This window comes from Cystobacter fuscus, assembly GCF_002305875.1.
Lineage (GTDB): Bacteria > Myxococcota > Myxococcia > Myxococcales > Myxococcaceae > Cystobacter > Cystobacter fuscus_A.
Map to the genome: position 1 here is coordinate 10,862,473 of NZ_CP022098.1, position 19,694 is coordinate 10,882,166.

Below are 19,694 nucleotides of genomic sequence, written 5' to 3' on the forward strand. Positions count from 1 at the left end.
ATCTGCGCTGTCCCGAGGGGGCCATCCCCTCCGAGACGCCTTCCCTCATGTCTCCGCCTCCGCTGGTCATTCCCGGATATGAAGTGGAGCGCCCGGTGGCGCGAGGCGGCTTCGGCACCCTGCTGTCCGCCCGGCGCCAGCGAGATGGCCAGCACGTCGCCATCAAGGTCGCCCACCGCAGCGGAGCCCCCGTCGAGGAGGGCATGCGCCAGGAGGCCGAGGCGCTGCGCACCATCGGTCCACCCACCGTGCCCGAGGTGTACGAGACGGACCGGCTGGCCATGGGCCGGCCCTACCTCGTCATGCAGTTCATCGCCCACCCGACGCTGGCCGGGCTGCTGGAGCGGCAGGAGGGGCCTCTGGCCGAGGCGGGCCGCTGCGCGCTGGCGCTGGTGGAGGCGCTCGAGGCCGTCCACGGCCGGGGCCTCATCCACTGCGATCTCAAGCCGGAGAACGTCTTCGTCGACGAGGCCGCTGGGGCCGTGGGCCTCTTCGACTTCGGGCTGGCGCGACCGCTGGTCGTCGTGGAGGACGGCGCTCCTTCCATCGACGAACAGGTCTACATCGGCACCGCCGAGTACATGGCGCCCGAGCAGTGCCTGGGGGCGACGCTGGACGCGCGCACGGACGTGTACGCGGCGGGAGTGCTCCTCTTCGAGATACTCACCGGCCGGACGCCCTTCTTCGGCTCCGTCGCGGACGTCCATCGCGCCCACCTCACGCGCCGCCCGCCCCGTCCCTCCGAACTGGGTGCGGTGCCCCCCTCGCTGGAGGAGGTGGTGCTGCGCTGTCTGGCCAAGGAGCGCTCCCGCCGCTACGCCTCCGCCCGGGAGCTGTCCCTCGCCCTGCGGCGGGCGCTGGAGCAACCCTCCCTGGCGCCTGCTCCCCAGCGCGCTGCGCCTCCAGGCCCGTCCGCCACTGCTTCTTCCTGCTCCGTGGCCGCGCTCTTCCTGCGCTCTGGCGCCAACCCCGTCACGGTCCAGAAGGCATTGGCCCAGTGCGGCGGACAGCTCGCCTTCCAGAGGGGCACCTGCTTCGCCGCCGTCTTCGCCCCCGAGGCCGAGGCCCATCCCCTCCAGGGCGCCCGCCAATGCGCCGAGCGCGTGCTGACCGAGGGGCTGGCCCTCACCGCCCTGGTGGACGTGGCCAAGGTGAAGGTGCTGCGCAACGCCAACGGCCTTCCTCGCTACCTGAGCCCCGTCTTCTCCCGCCCGGAGCACTACCCCACCGAGCAGGGGCCGCACACGCTGCTGCTGACGGCGGCGGCGGTGAAGATGCTGCCGGGAATGGCCTTCGTCCCGGTGCCGGAGCACCCGGGCCTGTTCCGCAAGGCCCCTCTCCCTCCAGAGGCCGGTGGTGAAGACACCTCCACCGTGCTGCGGCTGGAGCACGGGATGCTGCTGGGTCTGCAACGGGAGCTGGAGGCGATGGTGCGGAGCGCCGTCACGGCGGTGCGACAGCGGGCCCCGACCCTGGCCACCGTGAGAGGTGATCAGGGATTGGGCAAGAGCCACCTGGCCACCGCGTTCCTCCACCTCATGGAGCAGCAACTCCCCGAGGCCCGCATCCTCACCCTGCGCGCGCGGGCGCCGGTGCAGGGAGATTCCGAGCGAACCCTCCGCCTGCTGCTGCGCCGGGTGCTGGGAGGCAGGGGCACGGAACCGGAGGAGCTCGAGGCCTCCGGCCACGCCCGGTGCGAGGCGTTGTTGGGGGCCGAGCTGGCCCGCGAGCTGTGGCCCGTGGTGGCCAGCTGCCTGGGATGGCTCACCCCCACCACCGACCTGTCGAACCAGGCGGCCGCCCCCGGAGCCCTGCGTGCGCTCACGGTACGCGCCGCCGGCGAGTTGCTGGCCGCCAGTGCCCGGGCCCACCCCCTGCTGCTGTTGCTGGACGATGCCCACTTCGCCGAGGAGGTGGCCCTGGAGGCGCTCGAGTACGCCGCGCGGGCCGAGTCCCGGATTTCCCTCTGGGTCTGCGTGCTCTCCCGCCCCGGCTTCCTGCGCACCCATCCCCAGTGGGGCTCGCGCGCCGCCCACCACCACTCCCTGCGACTCGGCCCCCTGGCCCTCTCCGATGCGATCGAGCTGTGCCGCGCCGAGCTGCGCCCCGCGGAGAGCGTGCCCGAGGAGGCCCTGGTCCGGCTGGCCGAGCGCGCTCAGCGCGTGCCCCTCTTCATCGTCGAGCTGGTGCGCGGCCTCAAGCGCCAGGGCATGGTGCGCCAGCGCCCCGGCGGAAGCTGGTACCTGGCCACGGACGAGCTGGAGCGGGTGCCGGAAATCCATCTCGTGGCGTGGCTGGCCCAGCATGAGCTGGCGGCCATGCCGGCCGAGCTCACCGTGCATACCCGGCTGTGCGCGCTGCTGGGCAGCGACTTCAGCCTCGAGGAGGTGGAGGCGGTGGTGGAGGAGCTGGCGCGGGAGGACGGCGCCTCCGACTTCCCCTTGGATCCGCGCCACGCCACCCACCGGCTGGTGGAGCTGGGGCTGCTGGTGGCCCAACCGCAAGAGGGCCTGCGCTTCCGCAACGCGCTGATACGGGAGGCGGTGGTCCGATCGATCTCCGAGGGCTGGCGCTGGCGCATCCACCGCGCGGCCCACCGCTACTACCTCCGCGAGGCCCACGATGGGCGCCCGCGCCTGCCCCCACTGGCCTTCCACGCCGCTTCCTGCGGCCTGCGGGAGGAGGCCACGGCCCTCTACCTGGAGCTGGCCGAGTCGGCCCGGGGCCGTCACGCCTACCTGGAGGCCGAGACCACCTACACCCGTGCCCTGGAGCTGATGCCGGAGACGGCCGGCCCGTGGTGCCTCGCCGCGCTGCGCGGCCGGGGCCTCATGCGCTACCGGATGGGCCGCTACGAGGACTCGCTGGCCGACCTGGTGCGCGCCCGGGAGCTGGCCCGGCAGCTCGGCGACGCGCGTGAGGAGGTGGAGGTTCTGCTGGACGAGGCCACCGCCCTGGATTGGACCAATGATTACGCGCGCTCCGCGGAGCGCGTCGAGCAGGCGGTGTCCCTGGCCCTCGTGGCCCGACTCGACACCCCGCTGCTGCAGGTGCGGATGCTGCTCGGCATGGGGCGCGTCCACTTCCGCCAGGGCCTGTGGAAGCGCGCCCGCCTCCTGCTGGAGGCCGCCGCGACCCAGGGACACCGTCTGGGGGATTCCGGCTACGAGTCGCGCATCATCTCCCTGCTGTTGCTGGGCTTCATCCTCCCCAACCTGGGCCGGATCGACGACGCGCAGCGGGTGCTGGAGGAGTGCATCGCCGCCTGCACCGAGCGCGGAGACAAGCTGCACCTGGGCAGCGCCATCAACAACCGCCGCAACCTCTGGGTGGCGCGCGGCGAGCTCGCGCGGGCGCTGGAGGACCAGGAGCATTTCAAGCGACTGGGGCGGGAGCTGGGCATGGTGGGCTGGGAGTACTTCGCCGAGTACAACCAGGGAGAGCTGCACTATCAGGCGGGAAACGTCCGGGCGGCCGAGCCACACATCGCACGGGCGGTGGAGCTGGAGCGCGCCCACCCGGAGGTGGCGTCCCGTCCGTGGGGGCTGCTGCTGCGGGCACGAGTCCTGGCCTACGAAGGAAAGGAGGAACAGGCCCTCCAGGCGCTGCAAGCCATCCGCCAGGCGCTGGCGGAGCGGCCGGGCACGGCGCTCAGTTCCTCCGAGCTCGTCCTCTTCTCGGTGGTGGAGATGACCACGCGACCGACCTCGCCCGAGGAGTGGCAGACCCTGCAGGCGAGCTCGGACGCGTGCTCCATGGAGCAGGAGCCGCTGGAGGTGCTGGAGGTGCAGGCCCTGGCCCGGCTGCGGCGGGGCGAGTGCCAGGCCGCCGTGGCGCTGCTGGAGGAAGCGCTGAGGCGCGCGGAGCACATTCCCACCATCATGCGCCCGCGGTTGCGCAACAGCCTGCGGGGTGGGCTTGCCCGGTTATGTGGACAGTAGACGGCTCAAGTTCTTTGACACCCTCTCCAGACACCCTCTCCAGAACTAGCCGGAGCGGCGCTGCTGGACGTCCTCGGGGGTGAGGGGCGCGTCGGCGAGCCCGGCCTCCTGCCAGCTCGCGCTCCAGGCCTCACGACCGAGCTCCCCGCGGAGGTAGCGCCCCACCAGCGAGGAGGGCTCGAGCCGGAGTTCGCCCCGGGTGAAGGCGATGGCCTCTCCCGGGTTGTTCGAGGGCGTGAAGCCGTGGTCCACCAGCACGGCGCTCAGCACGCGCAGGTAGAGGCCGGTTGCCCACTGCTGGAGGGTGTCCTCGGGAACATGGGTCGTGTCCTGTCCGGTCACCTTGGCGGCCAGCTCGCGCAGGGCCGGGGTCTCGGTGGGCAGCGTGAGGGCCGTGGTGCCGTGTGCGAGTCCTCGCTGGGCGTCCAGCAGCGCCGCCCGCCAGTCGGGAACGAACACGCTCGCGCTCTCCGCCCACTCGATGGGGGTGAGCGTCGCCCCTTGCGTCCACTCCGAGTAGAGCTTCGCCTCCAGCTGCGGCACGTCCGCGAGCAGCTCCACCGCGGGGCGCACGTCCTGGGCCACCCACGGCGCATCGAGCGACTCGGCGTGACGGATGCGCTCGCGCAGCGGCGGGTGCGTGTCGTACGGGTCCTGCTTGCCCTCGCTGAGCTCCTCCTTCTCCAACTGCCCCAGCCGCTCGGCGACATTCGGAGCGCCGAGGAAGCGGCGGAAGCCCTCGCCCAGTGGCGCGTGGCGCTTGTTCTCGAGCAGCGGTCCCAGCTCGCTGTCGACGAACGCCGAGAACGCGAGCCCTCCGCGGTGCGTCTTCTTCAGCCCCTCCACCAGCGCCGCCGCCCCCTGGGTCCGGACCGCGATCCCATCCGCGCTGTACTCCTGCGCGCGGCTGATGGCCTGGGTGATGCGCAGGTAGCCCTTCGCGAACCCCTCGAACGGCTTGCCCACCGCCTTGAGGACGAAGGCGACGGTGCCCACCTCCGCCGAGGCCTCGCCGGCCGCGTAAAGGTTCTGGACGGTGCGGATGATGGCCCCGCGCGTCTTGTAGATCCACGGCCCGAGCTTGGTGTCTCCCCCATGGAAGTGGCCGAACTCGTGCGCGATGACCGCGCGCAGCTCGCTCACGCCGAGGATGTTCACGAGCCCCAGACCGAGCCCCATCACCCGCTGGCTGCCCAGGCCCATCCAGCCACCCCGCTCCGTGACGAACGCGTTCACGTCCGGGACGAGGTACACGTGGGTGGGGGGCTCCTGGCCCGTCATCTCCGCGATGCGGTGAATCTCCTGGAAGAGCACCGGCTGCTCCTTCGCCGTCAGCTCCGGCCCCGGCGGGGTGAAGCGGTCGATCCGCGGGACGATGGACCAGAGGATGACCAGGCCCCCGAAGCCCATGGCGCCCGCGACGAGCAGGAGCAAGACGAGGCCGCGGCCGCGCACGTGCTCGAGGGTGAAGGCTCCCAGCTCGTACGCGCCGTAGACGAGGCCCGCGGAGGCGGTGAGCGCGAGGCTGAAGAAGAGGACCATCAGGAGGATGGCAACCGCTGCGCGGAACAGGAGACCGGTGGAGTGGGCCATGATGAGAGCCAATGCTTCCACACCCCGGCGCCGGCAGCCAGTCACCCCCTGAGCCAAACAGGGTGACGCATCACCTCAAGCTTTGGTGGCACCGGCTCCGCGTGCATGAAGGTGTATGGACAGGACTGCGAAATCCAAGCGCGCAGGGCACGGCGGCAGGGCGTGCGCGGTGGACAGACCGGGGCCGTCTCCCTAACCAGCCGCAGCTGGTGCTTTGGCTCTGGATGCCAACAGCTCGCTCGCCGCACACGTCGGCAATGCATCGGGTTCGACACCCTGACTGAGCAGGTAGGTCACGCCCCATTCGCGCAGCGTGAGCAATACCGGCGCCAATGAGCGACCGAACGGCGTGAGTTCGTACTCGACCTTCGGCGGCACCTGCGGATAGACGCGGCGCACGACGACGCCGTCGTCCTCCAGCTCGCGCAGCTGCAGCGTGAGCATGCGTTGTGTGGCTTTCGGGATGCGCCGCGTGATTTCCATGAAGCGCAGCGTGCCGCCCATCAGGTGGAACAGGATCAGCGGCTTCCACAGCCCGCCAATCACCGAGACCGTGGCTTCCACAGGGCAACCGCTCTTGGGGTCATGGCGCTTGGATCGCATACACACATCCTTGATAGTAGCGTGGCTTCCACAGGGCAACCGCTCTTGGGGTCATGGCGCTTGGACCGCATACGTACACCCTTGGTAGTAACCATCATTATTGTACCTTCTTGTGGTTTTGTCAGTACCCGCCGCATTGTGGGCATCCATGAGAGGCTCCATTCGCGCACTGCTGACAAAGAAAACAGAGGCCGGGCTGTCGACGACCCTCACCCACCTCGATCCCGCCGAGCTCGGCGAAGGCGACGTCACCGTCCGGGTCGAATGGTCGACGGTGAACTACAAGGACGCGCTCGCGCTTTCAGGGCGCGGCGAGATCATCAAGAGGCTGCCGCTGGTAGGCGGTATCGACCTCGCGGGCACGGTCGAGTCGTCGAATGACACCCGGTTCGCGCCGGGCGACCGCGTGCTCGTCAACGGCTGGGACCTGAGCCAGACGCACCACGGCGGCTACGCCGAGAAGGCGCGCGTGCCGGCCAACTGGCTCGTCCCCGTGCCCGACGCCTTCAGCACGCGCGATGCCATGGCGATCGGGACGGCCGGCTACAGCGCGATGCTGTGCGTGCTCGCGCTCGAGCATTCCGGCCTGACACCCGATGACGGCGATGTCCTCGTCACCGGTGCGAACGGCGGCGTCGGCTCCATCGCGATCGCACTGCTGTCGAAGCTCGGCTACCGGGTCGTCGCCTCCACCGGCCGCGTGTCGGAGGCGGAGCACCTTCGCGCGCTGGGCGCGGCGGACGTCATCGACCGCAATGACCTCGCGCGGCCCGGCCCGCCTCTGGGTCCGGAGCGCTGGGCCGGCGCGGTGGACGCCGTCGGCAGCCACACGCTCGCCAACGTTCTGGCGCAGACGCGCTATCGCGGCGTCGTGGCCGCCTGCGGACTCGCGCAGGGCCTGGACCTGCCGACGTCGATGGCGCCCTTCATCCTCCGCGGCATCACCCTGGCCGGTATCGATACCGTGAGAGCGCCCCGCGCTCTGCGGCTGGCGGCATGGGCACGCCTCGCGACGGATCTCGAGCTGCCCAAGCTGGCCGCCGCCACGCGGGAAATCGAACTCGCCGACGTCCCCGACACCGTCGCGCACCTGCTGCGCGGTGAGGTCAGGGGGCGCCTGGTGGTGCGGATTCCCTGAACGGTCGAGTGGAACGCCGTCGGCGCAGGCCGTCCCTCGAGGCGCCGACGATCGAACCGAATCGAGGGACGCGTCACATCCGAAACACCAAGGCACGGAAGACAGCACATGACACAACGACAAGCCACGCCCTCTCTCTTCGATATCAAAGCGCACGGCTCCACGCTGGTGGTGCGCATCGACGGCGGTCCGCTGCAGCTCTTCAGCGCCGACGTGGCTCTGCAGCTCGAAGCGCTCGTGGAGCGCGTGGACAAGGATCCCGATGTGCGTGCGGTGGTCTTCGCCAGCACGCATCCGCAGCGGTTCATGAGCCATGCGGACGTGAAATGGCTGCAGGAAGGCGGCGCCGACTTCGTCGCGCGCCAGAAGTCGGGTGCGCCGCCGCCGGCGGCCTCGGAGGGCTACGTCGGGCTCGACCGCCTGCACGCGATCTTCCTTCGCATGAACAGCATCGGCGTGGTGTTCGTCGCCGCACTCGAGGGCCAGGCGCTGGGGCTCGGCGCGGAGTTCGCATGGGCTTGCGACCTGCGGGTGATGGCCGACACGGACGCCTTCATCGGCCAGCCGGAAGTGCTGCTGGGGATCATGCCGGGCGGCGGCGGCAGCCAGCGCCTGACCCGGCTGGTCGGGTCACATCGCTCGCTCGTCGCGATCCTCGAAGGCAAGCCATTCACGCCCGCGCAGGCACTGGAGTTCGGTGCGGTGGATGCGGTGGTGCCGAAGGCCGACGTCGTAGCGAAGGCCATCGAGCTCGCCCAACATCTGGGCAAGCGCGACAAGGCGGCCGTAGGCGCCATCAAGCGTACGGTCTACTTCGGTGGTTCACTACCGCTGCCAGACGGCATCAAGCTCGAAGCCAAGGAATTCCTCACGCTCAACGTCTCCGCGAATGGTCAGAAGTTGATGCTCGCCTACCAGGCGAAGACAGCCGAGATTGGGGAGCTTCCGCTCTACGCTCCTGGTGGCTATGACGCCGCGCTACGGGCAGGGCAGGTCGGCTAGCTGGCGTCCCGCGTCGCCCGCCTTGGTTGATCAATCCCATTCAGCGGCGCATGCATGCGGATGGGACTGATCCGCTTTCGTGGCTCTCCCGTACATTTTGTGCTTCGCCGGTGGCGGGCAGACAAGCTGCTCTCGTCCGGTCAGTTCAATGCGTGCGGAGTGCACACAAACCGTGGGAGAGCCAGAAGCGCCGGAGGTGTCAAAGGATTTGAAACGAGAGACCCGAACCAGAACGAGACTCGGCGTGGACGTTTGAACCCTTTCCCTTCAAATGCTTCCGCGGACTTGCGAGTTGGCGCGCACGGTGCATTCGGCCTGGCGGAGCGCACACGGGGGGCTTCTTTGACACCCTCTCGGGACACCCTTCCGGGATGGCGAGAGCACCCCCACGGCGGCGACCCGCCCGCCCCCACCTCCGCGAGGATGCGCAGGCCCCGGGGACGCCGAAGACGGCTTCCACGTCATTGGAGCAGGAGCGAGGCCCGCGATCGCGCCTATACTCCATCCGACCCGAGCCTCCGCCCCCACGAGACCATGCGCCCCCTTCCCTGCCCACGATGGCTCGCGCTTCTCTGTGTGCTGCTGGCAGCCTGCGCCACCTCGCTGGCACGCGGACCCATGCCCCAGGCCATGCGGCCGCTCCTGGTGGGAGCACCTGGTCGCTGGTGAGATCGCACCCTGGCGGCACCCAGCTACCTGGAGTGAACGGCCCTCTCACGCCTTATTATTGTCAGGGCTGAGTCTTGGAGCACATGGATGCCGTATTTCAGAATCAAAGAAGACACATCACCCTCGGAATACACGGGCGATATTGACGCCGCCCACAAATGGAAGCTGCCGGGTGTCTTTGAGTGTCCCGGCTGCAGAGCCACTTGGGGTGACAACTCCATCGCCTATCCTTCGGTGGACCTCACGCCTATCGCCACCAAGGCAGACTTCGAGGAAGCGCGAGCAGAGCCCATTGAAGAATATGAACGACTGTGTGGACTGGTGCGACCTTATCTACCGCCGGGGGCAATGCTGGAACCGGGCACAGCGCTTGGCCCCCTCGTAGGCAAGGCCCAGGGCCGCTTCGGGCCGCTCGTGTCTCCCTATCCCTGGTGGCTGTTGGTGGAGCGCACGGCACTGGAAAAGCTCCAGGCCGAAGGTGTGCGCGGCCTCAAGGGCTGCCGCACCCAATTGCGCTTCCGTCAGCGCGCACCACCCGAACTCCTCGAGTTGGAACTCGTCGTCACGGGCCGTGCCCATCCAGACTGCCTGCCCCCGAACCCCAAGCCGCCTTGCCCTCGCTGCAGCCGTCGTGGACTTCGCTTGCCCGACAATCTCCTGCTGGACCTCAGCACACTTCCGAAGCACCTGGACGTCTTCCGGTTGGAGGACTTCTCCACCGTCATCGTCTGCACGGAGCGTTTCGTCGAAACCTGCCGCTGCTTGGGCCTGAAGGGTGTGTCATTTCACCCTCTGCGCGCGAAATAGCAGGACTATGCGGGCAACATCGTGAACTTCGGCAAGGCGCGAGGAGAAATCAGGGAGGGAACACGGTTGTTGGTCCAAGGTGCGCGGAGCCGGTGTGGGATTTCACGGAGCTGAGCAAAACGAGCTGTCCAAGTGTCATAAGGCCCGGCGCGAGAACCCGTGCGCCGGGCGGCACGCTATAGCGGCTGCGCGGCATCCTTGATGCGAGTCGATGGTAATGGAGCCAACAACGCATCAACGAACGCGCGGAACATCTTCACGCGTGGCAGCGCAAGGGCATCGCCATCGACCCAACGATTGTCCTGGATTGATATTTGGATGGACTTTCCGGGCCGAAGGATCGAGCCAATCGAGCCAACAACGGCCTTCCGTCGGCCCGCTGGACTCAGGAAATCCTCAAGGTCGCTCTTCTCATACGGTGGAACCTCGGACTGTACGGACTCGACATGAATGCGCGCGGACGCGAGGAGCTGTGGATACTGCTTCTCCGCGCACTCGATGAGCAGATCCTCGAGGGTACCGGCGGTCGCGTTATCGGGAAGCACGAAGATTCCGAGCCGAGGCGGGCCCTCGACCACTTGGCCCGGGGCTGTCGCAAGGGGGAACCTCTCCGCATTGAGTCCCTTTGCGATCGTGTTGAATCTCGCCATGGCCGACTCGTTCTGGTCCGAGTCGAGGACGACCCCGATGGCGTGGAGGACCTCTCCGCCGGGCTGCTCGACCGTGCCATGGGTGTTGATGGTGCTGGAGAGTAGCTGGCTGTCTCCGGTGACCGAGTCGATGGCGACAGATACGTGCTGGTTCTGGAAGAACACCGGCACCGGAACCCGCTTCAGCAAATCCGTGGACCCGGGCGGCGACGGCCAGCTCTTCGGCAGGAGCGGCGTCCAGAACGGAGCGAGTCGTGGTTTGTGCTGGACCCTCTTGAGACCGTGGAGTTTGAGGAAGCGGCCTACGAATTCAACGTCGTGTGGACCCTCGACAGCGAAATACACATGGTGCATGGGTTATCTCACTTCGAGACCACGCTCGAACCGCATCCACTTGAGCTGCCCTTCACCATAGCGCTTGGCCACGCTCCGCCCGTCATGACGGCCGAGCTTGAATGCGACGACGTCCTCCTCGGGAGTCGTATCGGCGGCAAGTAGCGCATCGATGGCTTCGAGGCTGTGCGTCGTCACGAAGAGTTGAACATCGAACTCGCGGCAACTGCGGACAAGCCAGGAGTAGACACCACTCAACGCGCTGACATGGATTCCGGTTTCGATCTCGTCGACGAGGAGGAGACCCCCCTTCGCATTCACCACGGATTCGGCGAGAAGCAACGTGCGACGAATGCCATCTCCATAGACGCTGAGCGGCACCGGTCCGTGGATCGCGTGCGTCACGTAGAGGACCGGCTCCTCTTCCGGTTGCAGGATCTCCAATCCCCGGATCTCTGGGTCGATGAGGGAAAGCAAGCGTGCCAGCACCTCACTCGTTCCCTGCAGGCGAGCTTGGGAGTAGCCGCGGAGGGGAAGTGTCGGCATCCAATGATGATAGGCGAGCACCACCTCACAGGGCGGACCCCTGCTCTCCTTGTCAGGCCGCCGTGTGGGTTCATTCGGCCATAGGGTGAAGGAGCGCGTGTGCGATTGGCCCGCAGAGGCGAACTCGATATGGAGTTCGGCACCGGTAGTCTCCTTCTCCAGCGCTCCAGTATCCCGGCGAACGCCACGTTCCGGTCGCATCGCAACGACCCGCTTGAACCTCGCTGTCAAATCCGTGATGGGAAGTCGCCCTCCAGCCTTGATGACCAGTTCCGCGGGGTCGCCCTCGGGCCGCCCGCTCGGAGGAAAAAGCCACCGGATGCGTTCGGTGCTCGAGAGGTATCTCAAAGGCACGGGCGATGGCTCCCGCTGGCGCGCGAGGCGAACCCACCCCAGTTGGTCAAGCGGCCGCGCCATCAGCGAGACAGCTTCAAGCACGCTCGTCTTCCCGCTATCGTTCAGTCCCACGAGCAGATTGACGCGACCGAGCTTTTCCAGCGTCAACTCGCGAAGGCCTCGGAACGCCGTAATGGAGAGGTGCTCAAAGGGCAGGGGCATGGCATTCTCACCGGCCCGGGTCATACCGAAGGACCGGCCCGGTGCCGACCTCATCCGATATTCGTTGGTTTGACGCGAGAGCGCCAGAACCTCACCGCAGGTGATGCGCCTCTGCGCACACCGCCTCGGAATGCGCCCGGCCACGTGGGACTCGTGCTGGAGCGCTCTCAGTACAGCTCGGCATGGGGCACAGGAGGCGGCAGAAGCGTCCGGTACAAAAACCGCACTCGGCCAAGTCGAAGCGCTCTCGCGCCATGCGCTGGCCCATTCGAGGGCCAGCGAGCCAGCGCGTGGGTCAGCGCCCGTTACTTCGCGGGAGCCTTCGACGCGTCCTTCGCCGCCGCGTCGGCCTTCTTGCGCAGCGGGCAGGCTGCAATGGCGGCCTTGGGATCGATGGCGTCCTTGCCCTCGTCCACCTTGAGAACCTTGCGCTCCTCTCCAATCACGAACGTGTAGCGATTGGCCAGATTCATCACCGGCATCTTCACGTCATACAGGGAGGTGAGCTTCGCATCCGGATCCGGCACGAAGGCGAAGGGCGCCTTGAGCGACTCCTTGAACTTCACCAGGTCCTCCTGCGCGTCCGTGCTGACGGCGAGCAGCTGGCCATCGAGCTTCTGCACGTCCGCGTACCGCTCCGTGTACGCCGTGAGCTCCTTCGTGCAGCCGCCGGTGAAGGCCTTGGGGAAGAAGGCGAGGATGACCGGACCCGTCTTCACCATCTCCGACAGGGTGTAGCTCTTGCCGGAGGTGTCCTTCACCGTGAAGTCCGGCGCGACCTGGCCGACCTGGGGGGTGGCTCCCATGAGGAAGCCCGCTACGAGCATGGAGTTGAGCATGGCCGGAGGCTTATCACTTCCCGCCCGGGTGTACCCAGGCCCACACCGTGGCGGCCTGTCCACCGGTCATCGGGACTCGCCCATGCGCGCCCAGATGGCGGCGGCGGCCTCCCGCGCCTGCTCGGCCACCACGGACGGGTTGACCGACAGGGGCCGGCGCGCCCACACCCGCCACACCCCATCCACCATCACCGACTCCACGTGGCGCGAGCCCAGGCCGAACACCACGTGCCACGCCAGGTTCTCCGCCGTGAGCGGCGTGGCCGGCAGGTAGTCCATGACGAGCAGGTCCGCCACCGCCCCCTCGCGCATCGCTCCCATCTGCAACCCGAAAGCCTGAGAGGCCAGGCGCTGGCCATTGGCCAGGTAGCGCAGCACGTCGATGGGCTGTCCCGCATCGCGCGAGCGCAGCCACGCCGCCTGGGCCTCGGCGAACATGTCCGCGCTCACCCCGTCCGCCCCCAGCGTCGCCCGGTGGCCGAACTTCAGCGCCGGCGCGTAGCCCACCTCGGACTCCATGTTGGAGCGCGGCGTGTGCACGAGCCACGCGCCCGTGGGCAACAACTGCGCGAGCTCCGGCCACGCCAGGTGGCCCACGTGCACCAGCACCGTCTGGGGAGACACCAGGCCCCCCTCCACCAGCCGCGACACCGGAGAGCTGCCGTAGCGCTCCACCGACAGCTTCTCGTCCAGCGGATCCTCCGCCAGGGGCACGTGCAGGCCCACGCCCGTGCTCTTCACCGCCTCGGTCAGGCCCTCCAGGGCCTCCTTGCCCACGGTGAACAGCGGCGCCGCGCCCACCTGCCCACGCAGCCGGCCCCGCGCCTTGCGCGCGAAGGACACCGTCTCGTCCAACCCCTCCTCGCGCCCCAGCGCTCCCCGGCGATCCGACACCGCGTAGGAGAGCACCCCGCGCACGCCCACCTCGTGCAGTCCGCGGGCCGCGCGCAAGAGCGAGCCCTGCACGGCCCGGGGTGAAGAGTGCAGATCGAAGAGCGTGGTGGTGCCGCACTGCAGCGCCTCCAGGCCCCCCGCCGTGGCGGCCACCTGCACCGCGTCCAGGTCCAGCGCGTCCTCGTAGCGCCAGCGCACCTTGTCCACCAGTTCCTGGTAGCTCTCGAGCTTCGGCCGGGGCATGCCGCGCCCCAGGCTCGCGCTCAGCCGCTGGTGCGCGCTCACCAAGCCCGGAAAGACGAGCTTGCCCGAGAGCGCCACCACCTCGTCGTCCGGCGCCGCCTGGAGGTCGGGACCCCGGGCGACGATGCGCTCACCCTCGATGCGCAGATCCACGCGCTCGACGTGCGCCGGCTCGAGTTCGACGACGATGCCACCTTTCAGGAGCGTGCCCAACCCGTCCCTCCAGTCAATCCGCGGCCATTTCACCGGTCTGGCGCCCGCGAGCCCACCCCAGACGCCGATCCGCTGGCCACCCTAGCACTGCCCCCACGCGCGCGTCCCCTCCTACCCGCTCTTCCGGGGACCCGCCCCCCACGACGAGACGGCGGAGGGAGGCCGCCCGCGCAACACTCCGCGCGAAAACCCCCGCTCAGCCAGCACGCTCCCCGTCGGCGCTCGCGCGCAAGAGGCCCAGGAGCTGCTCGGTGGAGAGCGCCGCGGCCCCGTCCGCTTCCGACAGGAGGCTGCTCGCCAGGTCGCGCTTCTCCTCGTGCAACGCGAGGATCGTCTCCTCGATGGTGCCCTCCGCGATGAGGCGCATCACCGTGACGGGCCGGGTCTGGCCGATGCGGTGGGCCCGATCCGTGGCCTGATCCTCGGCCGCCGGGTTCCACCAGGGGTCCAGGTGGAAGACATGGTCCGCCGCGGTGAGGTTGAGGCCCGTGCCACCCGCCTTCAGGGAGATGAGGAAGACGTCCCCCTCGCCGCCCTGGAAGGCCGCCACGCGCGCCTCCCGCTCGGCGGCCGGTGTCCCCCCGTCCAGGTATTGCGAGGACACGCCCCGCGCGTCCAGGGCCTCGCGCACCAGGGTCAGGTGCTTGACGAACTGGCTGAAGACGAGCGCCCGGCCGCCCTCGGCACGCAGCCCGTCCACCAGTTCCAGCAGACGCTCCAGCTTGGAGGACGGCACCGGGGAGTCGGCGTCCACGAACCGCGGGTGGCACGCCGCCAGCCGCAGGCGCGTGAGGGCCGCCAGCACCGCGAAGCGCTTCTCCAGGCCCTCCGCCTTCGCGATGCGGTCGAGCGCCGCCAGGCGCGTGTCCTCGTACAGCCGCCGCTCCTGCTCGGACAGGGTGATGGGCACCACCGTCTCCACGCGGGCGGGCAGCTCGCGCGCCACCTGCGCCTTGGTGCGCCGCAACAGGAAGGGCCGCACCAACCGCGCCAGCGCCGCACGCGCCTCGGGATCCTTGTCGCGCTCGATGGGGCCCGCGAAGCGCTGGCGGAAGGACTCCCGGCTGCCCAGCAGCCCCGGAAAGACGAGCCGGAAGAGACTCCACAGCTCCGACAGGCGGTTCTCCACCGGCGTGCCCGAGAGCGCGATCCGCGCCTCGGCCTGGAGCGAGCGCAGCGCCCGGGCCCGGGCCGTGTCGGGATTCTTCACCGCCTGGGCCTCGTCCAACACCAGCGTGGCGAAGGACACGGGCGAGAAGCGCTCCAGCTCGCGCGTCAGCAGGCCGTAGCTCACCACCACCACGTCCCCGGCGCCCACTCGGGACAACAAGGCCTCGCGCTCCGCCTCCCGGTAGGCATGCACCTTCAAGGACGGCGTGAAACGCTCCGCCTCGCGCAGCCAGTTGAAGCACACCGAGGTGGGCGCCACCACCAGGGCGGGGCCCTCGCTCGCACGGCGCAGCAGCAGCGCGAGCGTCTGCAACGTCTTGCCCAGCCCCATGTCGTCCGCCAGGCACCCTCCCCCACCCCACTCGGCCAGCCGTGCCATCCACTCGAAGCCCTCGCGCTGGTAGTCACGCAGCTCGGCCCGAAGCCCGGCGGGCACCGGCACCTCCAAGCGCCCCGCCTTCCGGATGCGTCCGGCCAGCCGGCGCCAGTCCGGAGGCGCCTCGACGTCGGCGCCCGCCTCGGCCAGCGCGTCCAGGGCGGGCACCGCCGCCGCCCCCACCTCCCAATGGCCCCGCGAGGCATGCGCCACGTCCGCCAGCGGCTGGAGTTGCCCGCGCAGCTCCTGGGTGATCCGCAGCCACCGATCCTTGCCCAGGGAGACGTACCGGTGACCCCGCCGCAGCGCGTCCAGCAGCACCGCCAGCTCCACCCGCTCGTCTTCGACCCGCACACCCCCTTTCACGCCGAACCAATCCCGCTCCCGATGCACCGACACCTTCAACCCCTTCGCATCCGGTGTCCGCACCAGGCGCCAGGGACGCTCCTCCCACTCCACGTCCCACGCGGGGCGCCCCGGCTCCTCCAGGCGCTCCAGGAAACCGAGCGAGGCCTCCGCGCCCACCCGCTCGAAGCGGCCCGGCTCCGTCATCGGCAGGCCCAGCCACTCCATCGCCGTGGCCATCCGGGCCCGCTCGTCCTCCAGGTTCCGGCGCGTCCACACGCGCTCGCCCTCACGCGAGCCCCGAACGATATCCCCCCCCTCTCCCGGCACCCGGGGCCGGGCCCCGGACAGGGGCCGCGCGAACCACCGCCCCTCCAGGGCCTCGCCCCCCGTGGGCCGCAGGCGCAGCAACAATCCAGGCTCCGCCGGCACCTCGCGCCCTTCCAGGGAGGGTGGCAGGGAGAGCGGAAAGGCCGACTCCACACCCCCGAGCCGCTCCAACAACTCCGTACGCCATGCGAGCGGCAGCCGTCCGCCATGCTCCACCACGGTGCGCAACACCGCCATCGCCGCGGGCGAGACGGACACCAGCATCAGCTCCGGTGGATCGGGCGCCACGTCGTGCAGGAGCAGCCACGGCGAGGGGGCCTGCTCGCGCAGCTTCCCCCGAGCCCACTCCAGCACCACGATGCCATCCACGCTCGGCTGCACCCACAGCTCGTCCCCGCCCACCTCCACCTCGCGCAGGGAGAAGCCCAGCGGCAGGGAGCGCACCCGCAGTGGTGAGTCCCGTCGGGAGTCGAGCACCACGCGGGAGCCGTGCTCGAGCAATCTCAAGGCCTGCACCAGCACGGGGTGCTTGACCTGGCCATACCGCCGCTCCATCTCCATCAACAGACACAGCTCGAGCGCCTGCACCTCCTCGGGAGAAGAGAGGGCCTCACGCGCCTCGGCCGCGTCACGCGGGGACACCACGCTCCCCGTGGACAGCCCTCCCCGCTTCGCGGGCCGATGCAGGAAGGGCCGAAGCCGGGGAGTGTTGGACTCCACCCCTTCCAGACGGAAGATCACCTGGGCTCCCGGAGCCGAGCCGGACCGGGCGTCCGACAGCACCCGGGCCTTGTCCAACGCCTCCAGCAGCTTGCGGCCCGGCTCCACGAAGAGCCGCTCGGCGAGCCGGGCATTCTCCTCTGCCCGCCGCTCCTCGCCCAGAGCGTCCATCACCCGCTCCAACGCGGACACGGCATGGACACACCGCGCGGGACCCGTGGCATCGCAGTGCGAGCACACCACCGCCTCCTCACCTCCGAGCACCCGGAGCGGCTCCACCTTCACCGATAGCGAGGGCGGAGGGTCCTGGATGCTCGGGTGCGCGTCGCCGGCGGAGCGCTCGTACACGACGAAGGCGGGAGGCTCGTCCTGGAAGGCGAGGTGGAGCGAGCCCGTGGGCAACTCCCGTGGAACGGCCTGCTCGCGCACCCGGGCCCGGAGCCGGTGAAGCGCCTGGACCAGGGGAACGAGACGCGCATCCGTGGGAGGTGGAGGCTCCGGATGAAGGCGCTCACGCTCCAGCCCCTGGCGCACCCGCTCGACCTCGGTCTCCACCCGGGCCCAGGCGGCGCGCTCCACCACGGCGCGCTGCTCGGCGGAGAGGGAGGAGAGCGGACGCGCGGTCCCCTCCAGGACCGAGAGCAAGGGATAGGGGACAAGCCACGCCAGGATGCGGAGGAACTCGGCCGAATGGGGCAGGTGTTGCCTCAGCTCCAGCATGGAAGCACGCATCAGGTGCGCGATCCGGTGCTCCGCCAGCCACGCCCGTACCTGTTCTGGAGTCCGCGGCCGTGACGAGGCGTCCCCGGCGGACGTCCCGGGGGCCTGGGCTCTGTTCCACGCCAGGGCCAGCGCCACCAGATGCTCGCAGAAGCCACTCAGGAGGTAGCGCTCGCAGGAGCAATCCCCATCCAGACCCCGCTCGTCCACGGAGAGCACGACGTCGTGGAGCGCGCGGCCCGGACCTCGGACATCTCCCTCCAGGCCCGTGGGCGTCACCGCCCACTTCGTTACGCGCCCCGTGTCCGCCAGTTCCTCGCCCCGGGCGTAGACCCGGGCCTCCACGAGTTCCTTCAACCGGGACGGAGCGAACCAGGAAGACAGCTGGGAGGGGAAGGACGAGGACGACTCTGCAAGTGGTTGCCGCGACATGACCTCCAAGATAACGCCTGGAAGCGCGGCGGACCCACTTTCGAGCCCGCCATCATGCCGGGTAGCCAGAAAGGCACGGCAACCGTCTCCATGAGGAGACGGTCACTCAGCCGACGGCGCAGTCCTTGCCACGCGTGGGCAGGGCGGAGGTGCCCCGGGAGAGGTACGCATCGACGGAGCGGGCCGTCTCGCGCCCGTCCGCGAACGCCCAGACGATGAGGCTCGCCCCGCGGCTCGCGTCGCCCGCGCAGAACACGCCGTCCGCCGAGGTGGCGAAGTGGGAGTCCACCTGCACGGTCCCCCGGGGAGTGAGCTTCACGCCCAGCTCCTCGGACAACGAGGGGCTGTCCGGTCCCGTGAAGCCAATGGCGAGCACGAGCAGGTCCACCGGGTGGGCCGTCTGCGAGCCGGGAATCTCCACGAGCGAGGGCTTGCCATCCGTCCCCGTCGTCAGCTCCACCTTCACCGAGTGCAGGGCCTTGAGCTGGCCGTCCTGCCCCTCCAGGCGCTGGGTGACCAGACCGAACTCGCGCTGGCCGCCCTCCTCCTGGCTGGACGAGGTGCGGAAGACGAGCGGCCAGCGGGGCCACGGGTTGTTCAGGGCCCGCACCGCGGGGGGCGGGGGCGCGTACGACACCTGCATCACGTGCGCCGCGCCCTGACGCAGCGCCGTGCCCAGGCAGTCCGAGCCCGTGTCGCCACCCCCGAGGATGATCACCCGCTTGCCGGCCGCGTTGAACCGGGGCTCGAGCGAGGCGAGGCCCGCCACCACCCGGTTCTGGTGCGTCAGGTAGTCCATGGCCATCACCACGCCGGACAGCTCACGCCCGGGCACGGTGAGATCCTTGCCGCGCTGGGCACCCACGGCCAGCACCAGCGCGTCGTACTGCCCGCGCAGCGCGCGCCAGCCCGGCTCGCGGCCCACGTCCACGCCGCAGCGGAACTCGATGCCCTCCTGCTCCAGGAGCTTGATCCGCCGGTCGATGACGGACTTCTCCAGCTTGAAGTCGGGGATGCCGTAGCGAAGCATGCCGCCCGGACGATCATCCCGCTCGAACACGGTGACGTGGTGTCCCGCCTGGTTGAGCTGCGCCGCCGCCGCGAGCCCCGCGGGTCCCGAGCCCACCACCGCCACGCGCTTGCCGGTGCGGTGCGCGGGCGGATGGGCCTTCACCCACCCTTCCGCGAAGGCGCGCTCGATGATCTCCTTCTCCATCTGCTCGATGGTCACCGGATCCTGATCGATGTTGAGCACGCACGCGGCCTCGCAGGGCGCGGGGCACAGGCGACCGGTGAACTCGGGGAAGTTGTGGGTGCCGCTGAGCGCGAGGAATGCCTCCCTCCACTTGCCCCGATACACCGCGTCGTTGAACTCGGGGATGGGATTGCCCAGCGGACAGCCCTGGTGACAGAAGGGCACACCACAGTCCATACATCGCCCCGACTGCCGCTTCGCCTCGTCGGCGGACAGAGGGAGGGTGAACTCGCGCCAGTCCTTGATGCGCTCGGACTTCTCCCGCTTCGGCGCGGGCACGTGCTGCCACTCCTGGAAACCCGTCGTCTTGCCCATGG

The 19,694-nt window shown here is 69.4% G+C and carries 12 protein-coding genes; 4 read left to right on the forward strand and 8 right to left on the reverse strand.

Translation table 11 applies throughout. The features are described from left to right. Positions 1 to 47 precede the first annotated feature (47 nt). Positions 48 to 3,941, forward strand: a complete 3,894-nt coding sequence (locus CYFUS_RS44040) for a serine/threonine-protein kinase PknK (RefSeq protein ID WP_232537156.1) — start codon at positions 48 to 50, stop codon at positions 3,939 to 3,941. Positions 3,942 to 3,986: 45 nt separating this feature from the next. On the opposite strand, the gene CYFUS_RS44045 is transcribed toward CYFUS_RS44040, so the two are convergent. Then, positions 3,987 to 5,534, reverse strand: coding sequence for a M48 family metallopeptidase (locus tag CYFUS_RS44045; RefSeq protein WP_095990671.1), 1,548 nt, complete (start codon positions 5,532 to 5,534; stop codon positions 3,987 to 3,989). A gap of 192 nt (positions 5,535 to 5,726) precedes the next feature. After that, complete coding sequence (locus CYFUS_RS44050) at positions 5,727 to 6,137, reverse strand: winged helix-turn-helix transcriptional regulator (RefSeq protein ID WP_095990672.1); 411 nt, start codon at positions 6,135 to 6,137, stop codon at positions 5,727 to 5,729. 148 nt (positions 6,138 to 6,285) lie between these two features. Between CYFUS_RS44050 and CYFUS_RS44055 the strand changes: the two genes are divergently transcribed. The 3 genes from CYFUS_RS44055 to CYFUS_RS44065 all read left to right on the forward strand — a co-directional run bounded on the left by CYFUS_RS44055 (position 6,286) and on the right by CYFUS_RS44065 (position 9,753). Continuing rightward, positions 6,286 to 7,275: an MDR family oxidoreductase gene (locus tag CYFUS_RS44055; RefSeq protein ID WP_095990673.1), complete on the forward strand. Its 990-nt coding sequence runs from the start codon at positions 6,286 to 6,288 to the stop codon at positions 7,273 to 7,275. Positions 7,276 to 7,383: 108 nt separating this feature from the next. After that, positions 7,384 to 8,277 (forward strand): enoyl-CoA hydratase/isomerase family protein, encoded by an 894-nt coding sequence (locus CYFUS_RS44060; RefSeq protein WP_095990674.1) that lies wholly within the window; start codon positions 7,384 to 7,386, stop codon positions 8,275 to 8,277. A gap of 756 nt (positions 8,278 to 9,033) precedes the next feature. Further along, the gene (locus CYFUS_RS44065) at positions 9,034 to 9,753 is read left to right on the forward strand and encodes a double-CXXCG motif protein (protein WP_095990675.1); all 720 of its coding nucleotides are present in this window, start codon (positions 9,034 to 9,036) and stop codon (positions 9,751 to 9,753) included. A gap of 176 nt (positions 9,754 to 9,929) precedes the next feature. Here the strand turns inward: CYFUS_RS44065 and CYFUS_RS44070 are convergent, their stop codons facing one another. The 6 genes from CYFUS_RS44070 to CYFUS_RS44095 all read right to left on the reverse strand — a co-directional run bounded on the left by CYFUS_RS44070 (position 9,930) and on the right by CYFUS_RS44095 (position 19,692). Then, positions 9,930 to 10,757 carry a DUF3226 domain-containing protein gene (locus tag CYFUS_RS44070; RefSeq protein ID WP_095990676.1) on the reverse strand — a complete coding sequence of 276 codons (828 nt, stop codon included), beginning with the start codon at positions 10,755 to 10,757 and terminating at the stop codon, positions 9,930 to 9,932. A 3-nt stretch (positions 10,758 to 10,760) separates the two neighbouring features. After that, positions 10,761 to 11,840, reverse strand: coding sequence for an AAA family ATPase (locus CYFUS_RS44075; protein ID WP_157758995.1), 1,080 nt, complete (start codon positions 11,838 to 11,840; stop codon positions 10,761 to 10,763). 305 nt (positions 11,841 to 12,145) lie between these two features. Then, positions 12,146 to 12,679, reverse strand: a complete 534-nt coding sequence (locus CYFUS_RS44080) for a peroxiredoxin (RefSeq protein WP_095990678.1) — start codon at positions 12,677 to 12,679, stop codon at positions 12,146 to 12,148. A 66-nt stretch (positions 12,680 to 12,745) separates the two neighbouring features. Further along, complete coding sequence (locus CYFUS_RS44085; RefSeq protein ID WP_095990679.1) at positions 12,746 to 14,029, reverse strand: amidohydrolase family protein; 1,284 nt, start codon at positions 14,027 to 14,029, stop codon at positions 12,746 to 12,748. A gap of 196 nt (positions 14,030 to 14,225) precedes the next feature. Continuing rightward, complete coding sequence (locus CYFUS_RS44090) at positions 14,226 to 18,122, reverse strand: DEAD/DEAH box helicase (protein WP_095990680.1); 3,897 nt, start codon at positions 18,120 to 18,122, stop codon at positions 14,226 to 14,228. Positions 18,123 to 18,228: 106 nt separating this feature from the next. After that, complete coding sequence (locus CYFUS_RS44095; RefSeq protein ID WP_095990681.1) at positions 18,229 to 19,692, reverse strand: glutamate synthase subunit beta; 1,464 nt, start codon at positions 19,690 to 19,692, stop codon at positions 18,229 to 18,231. Positions 19,693 to 19,694 lie beyond the last annotated feature (2 nt).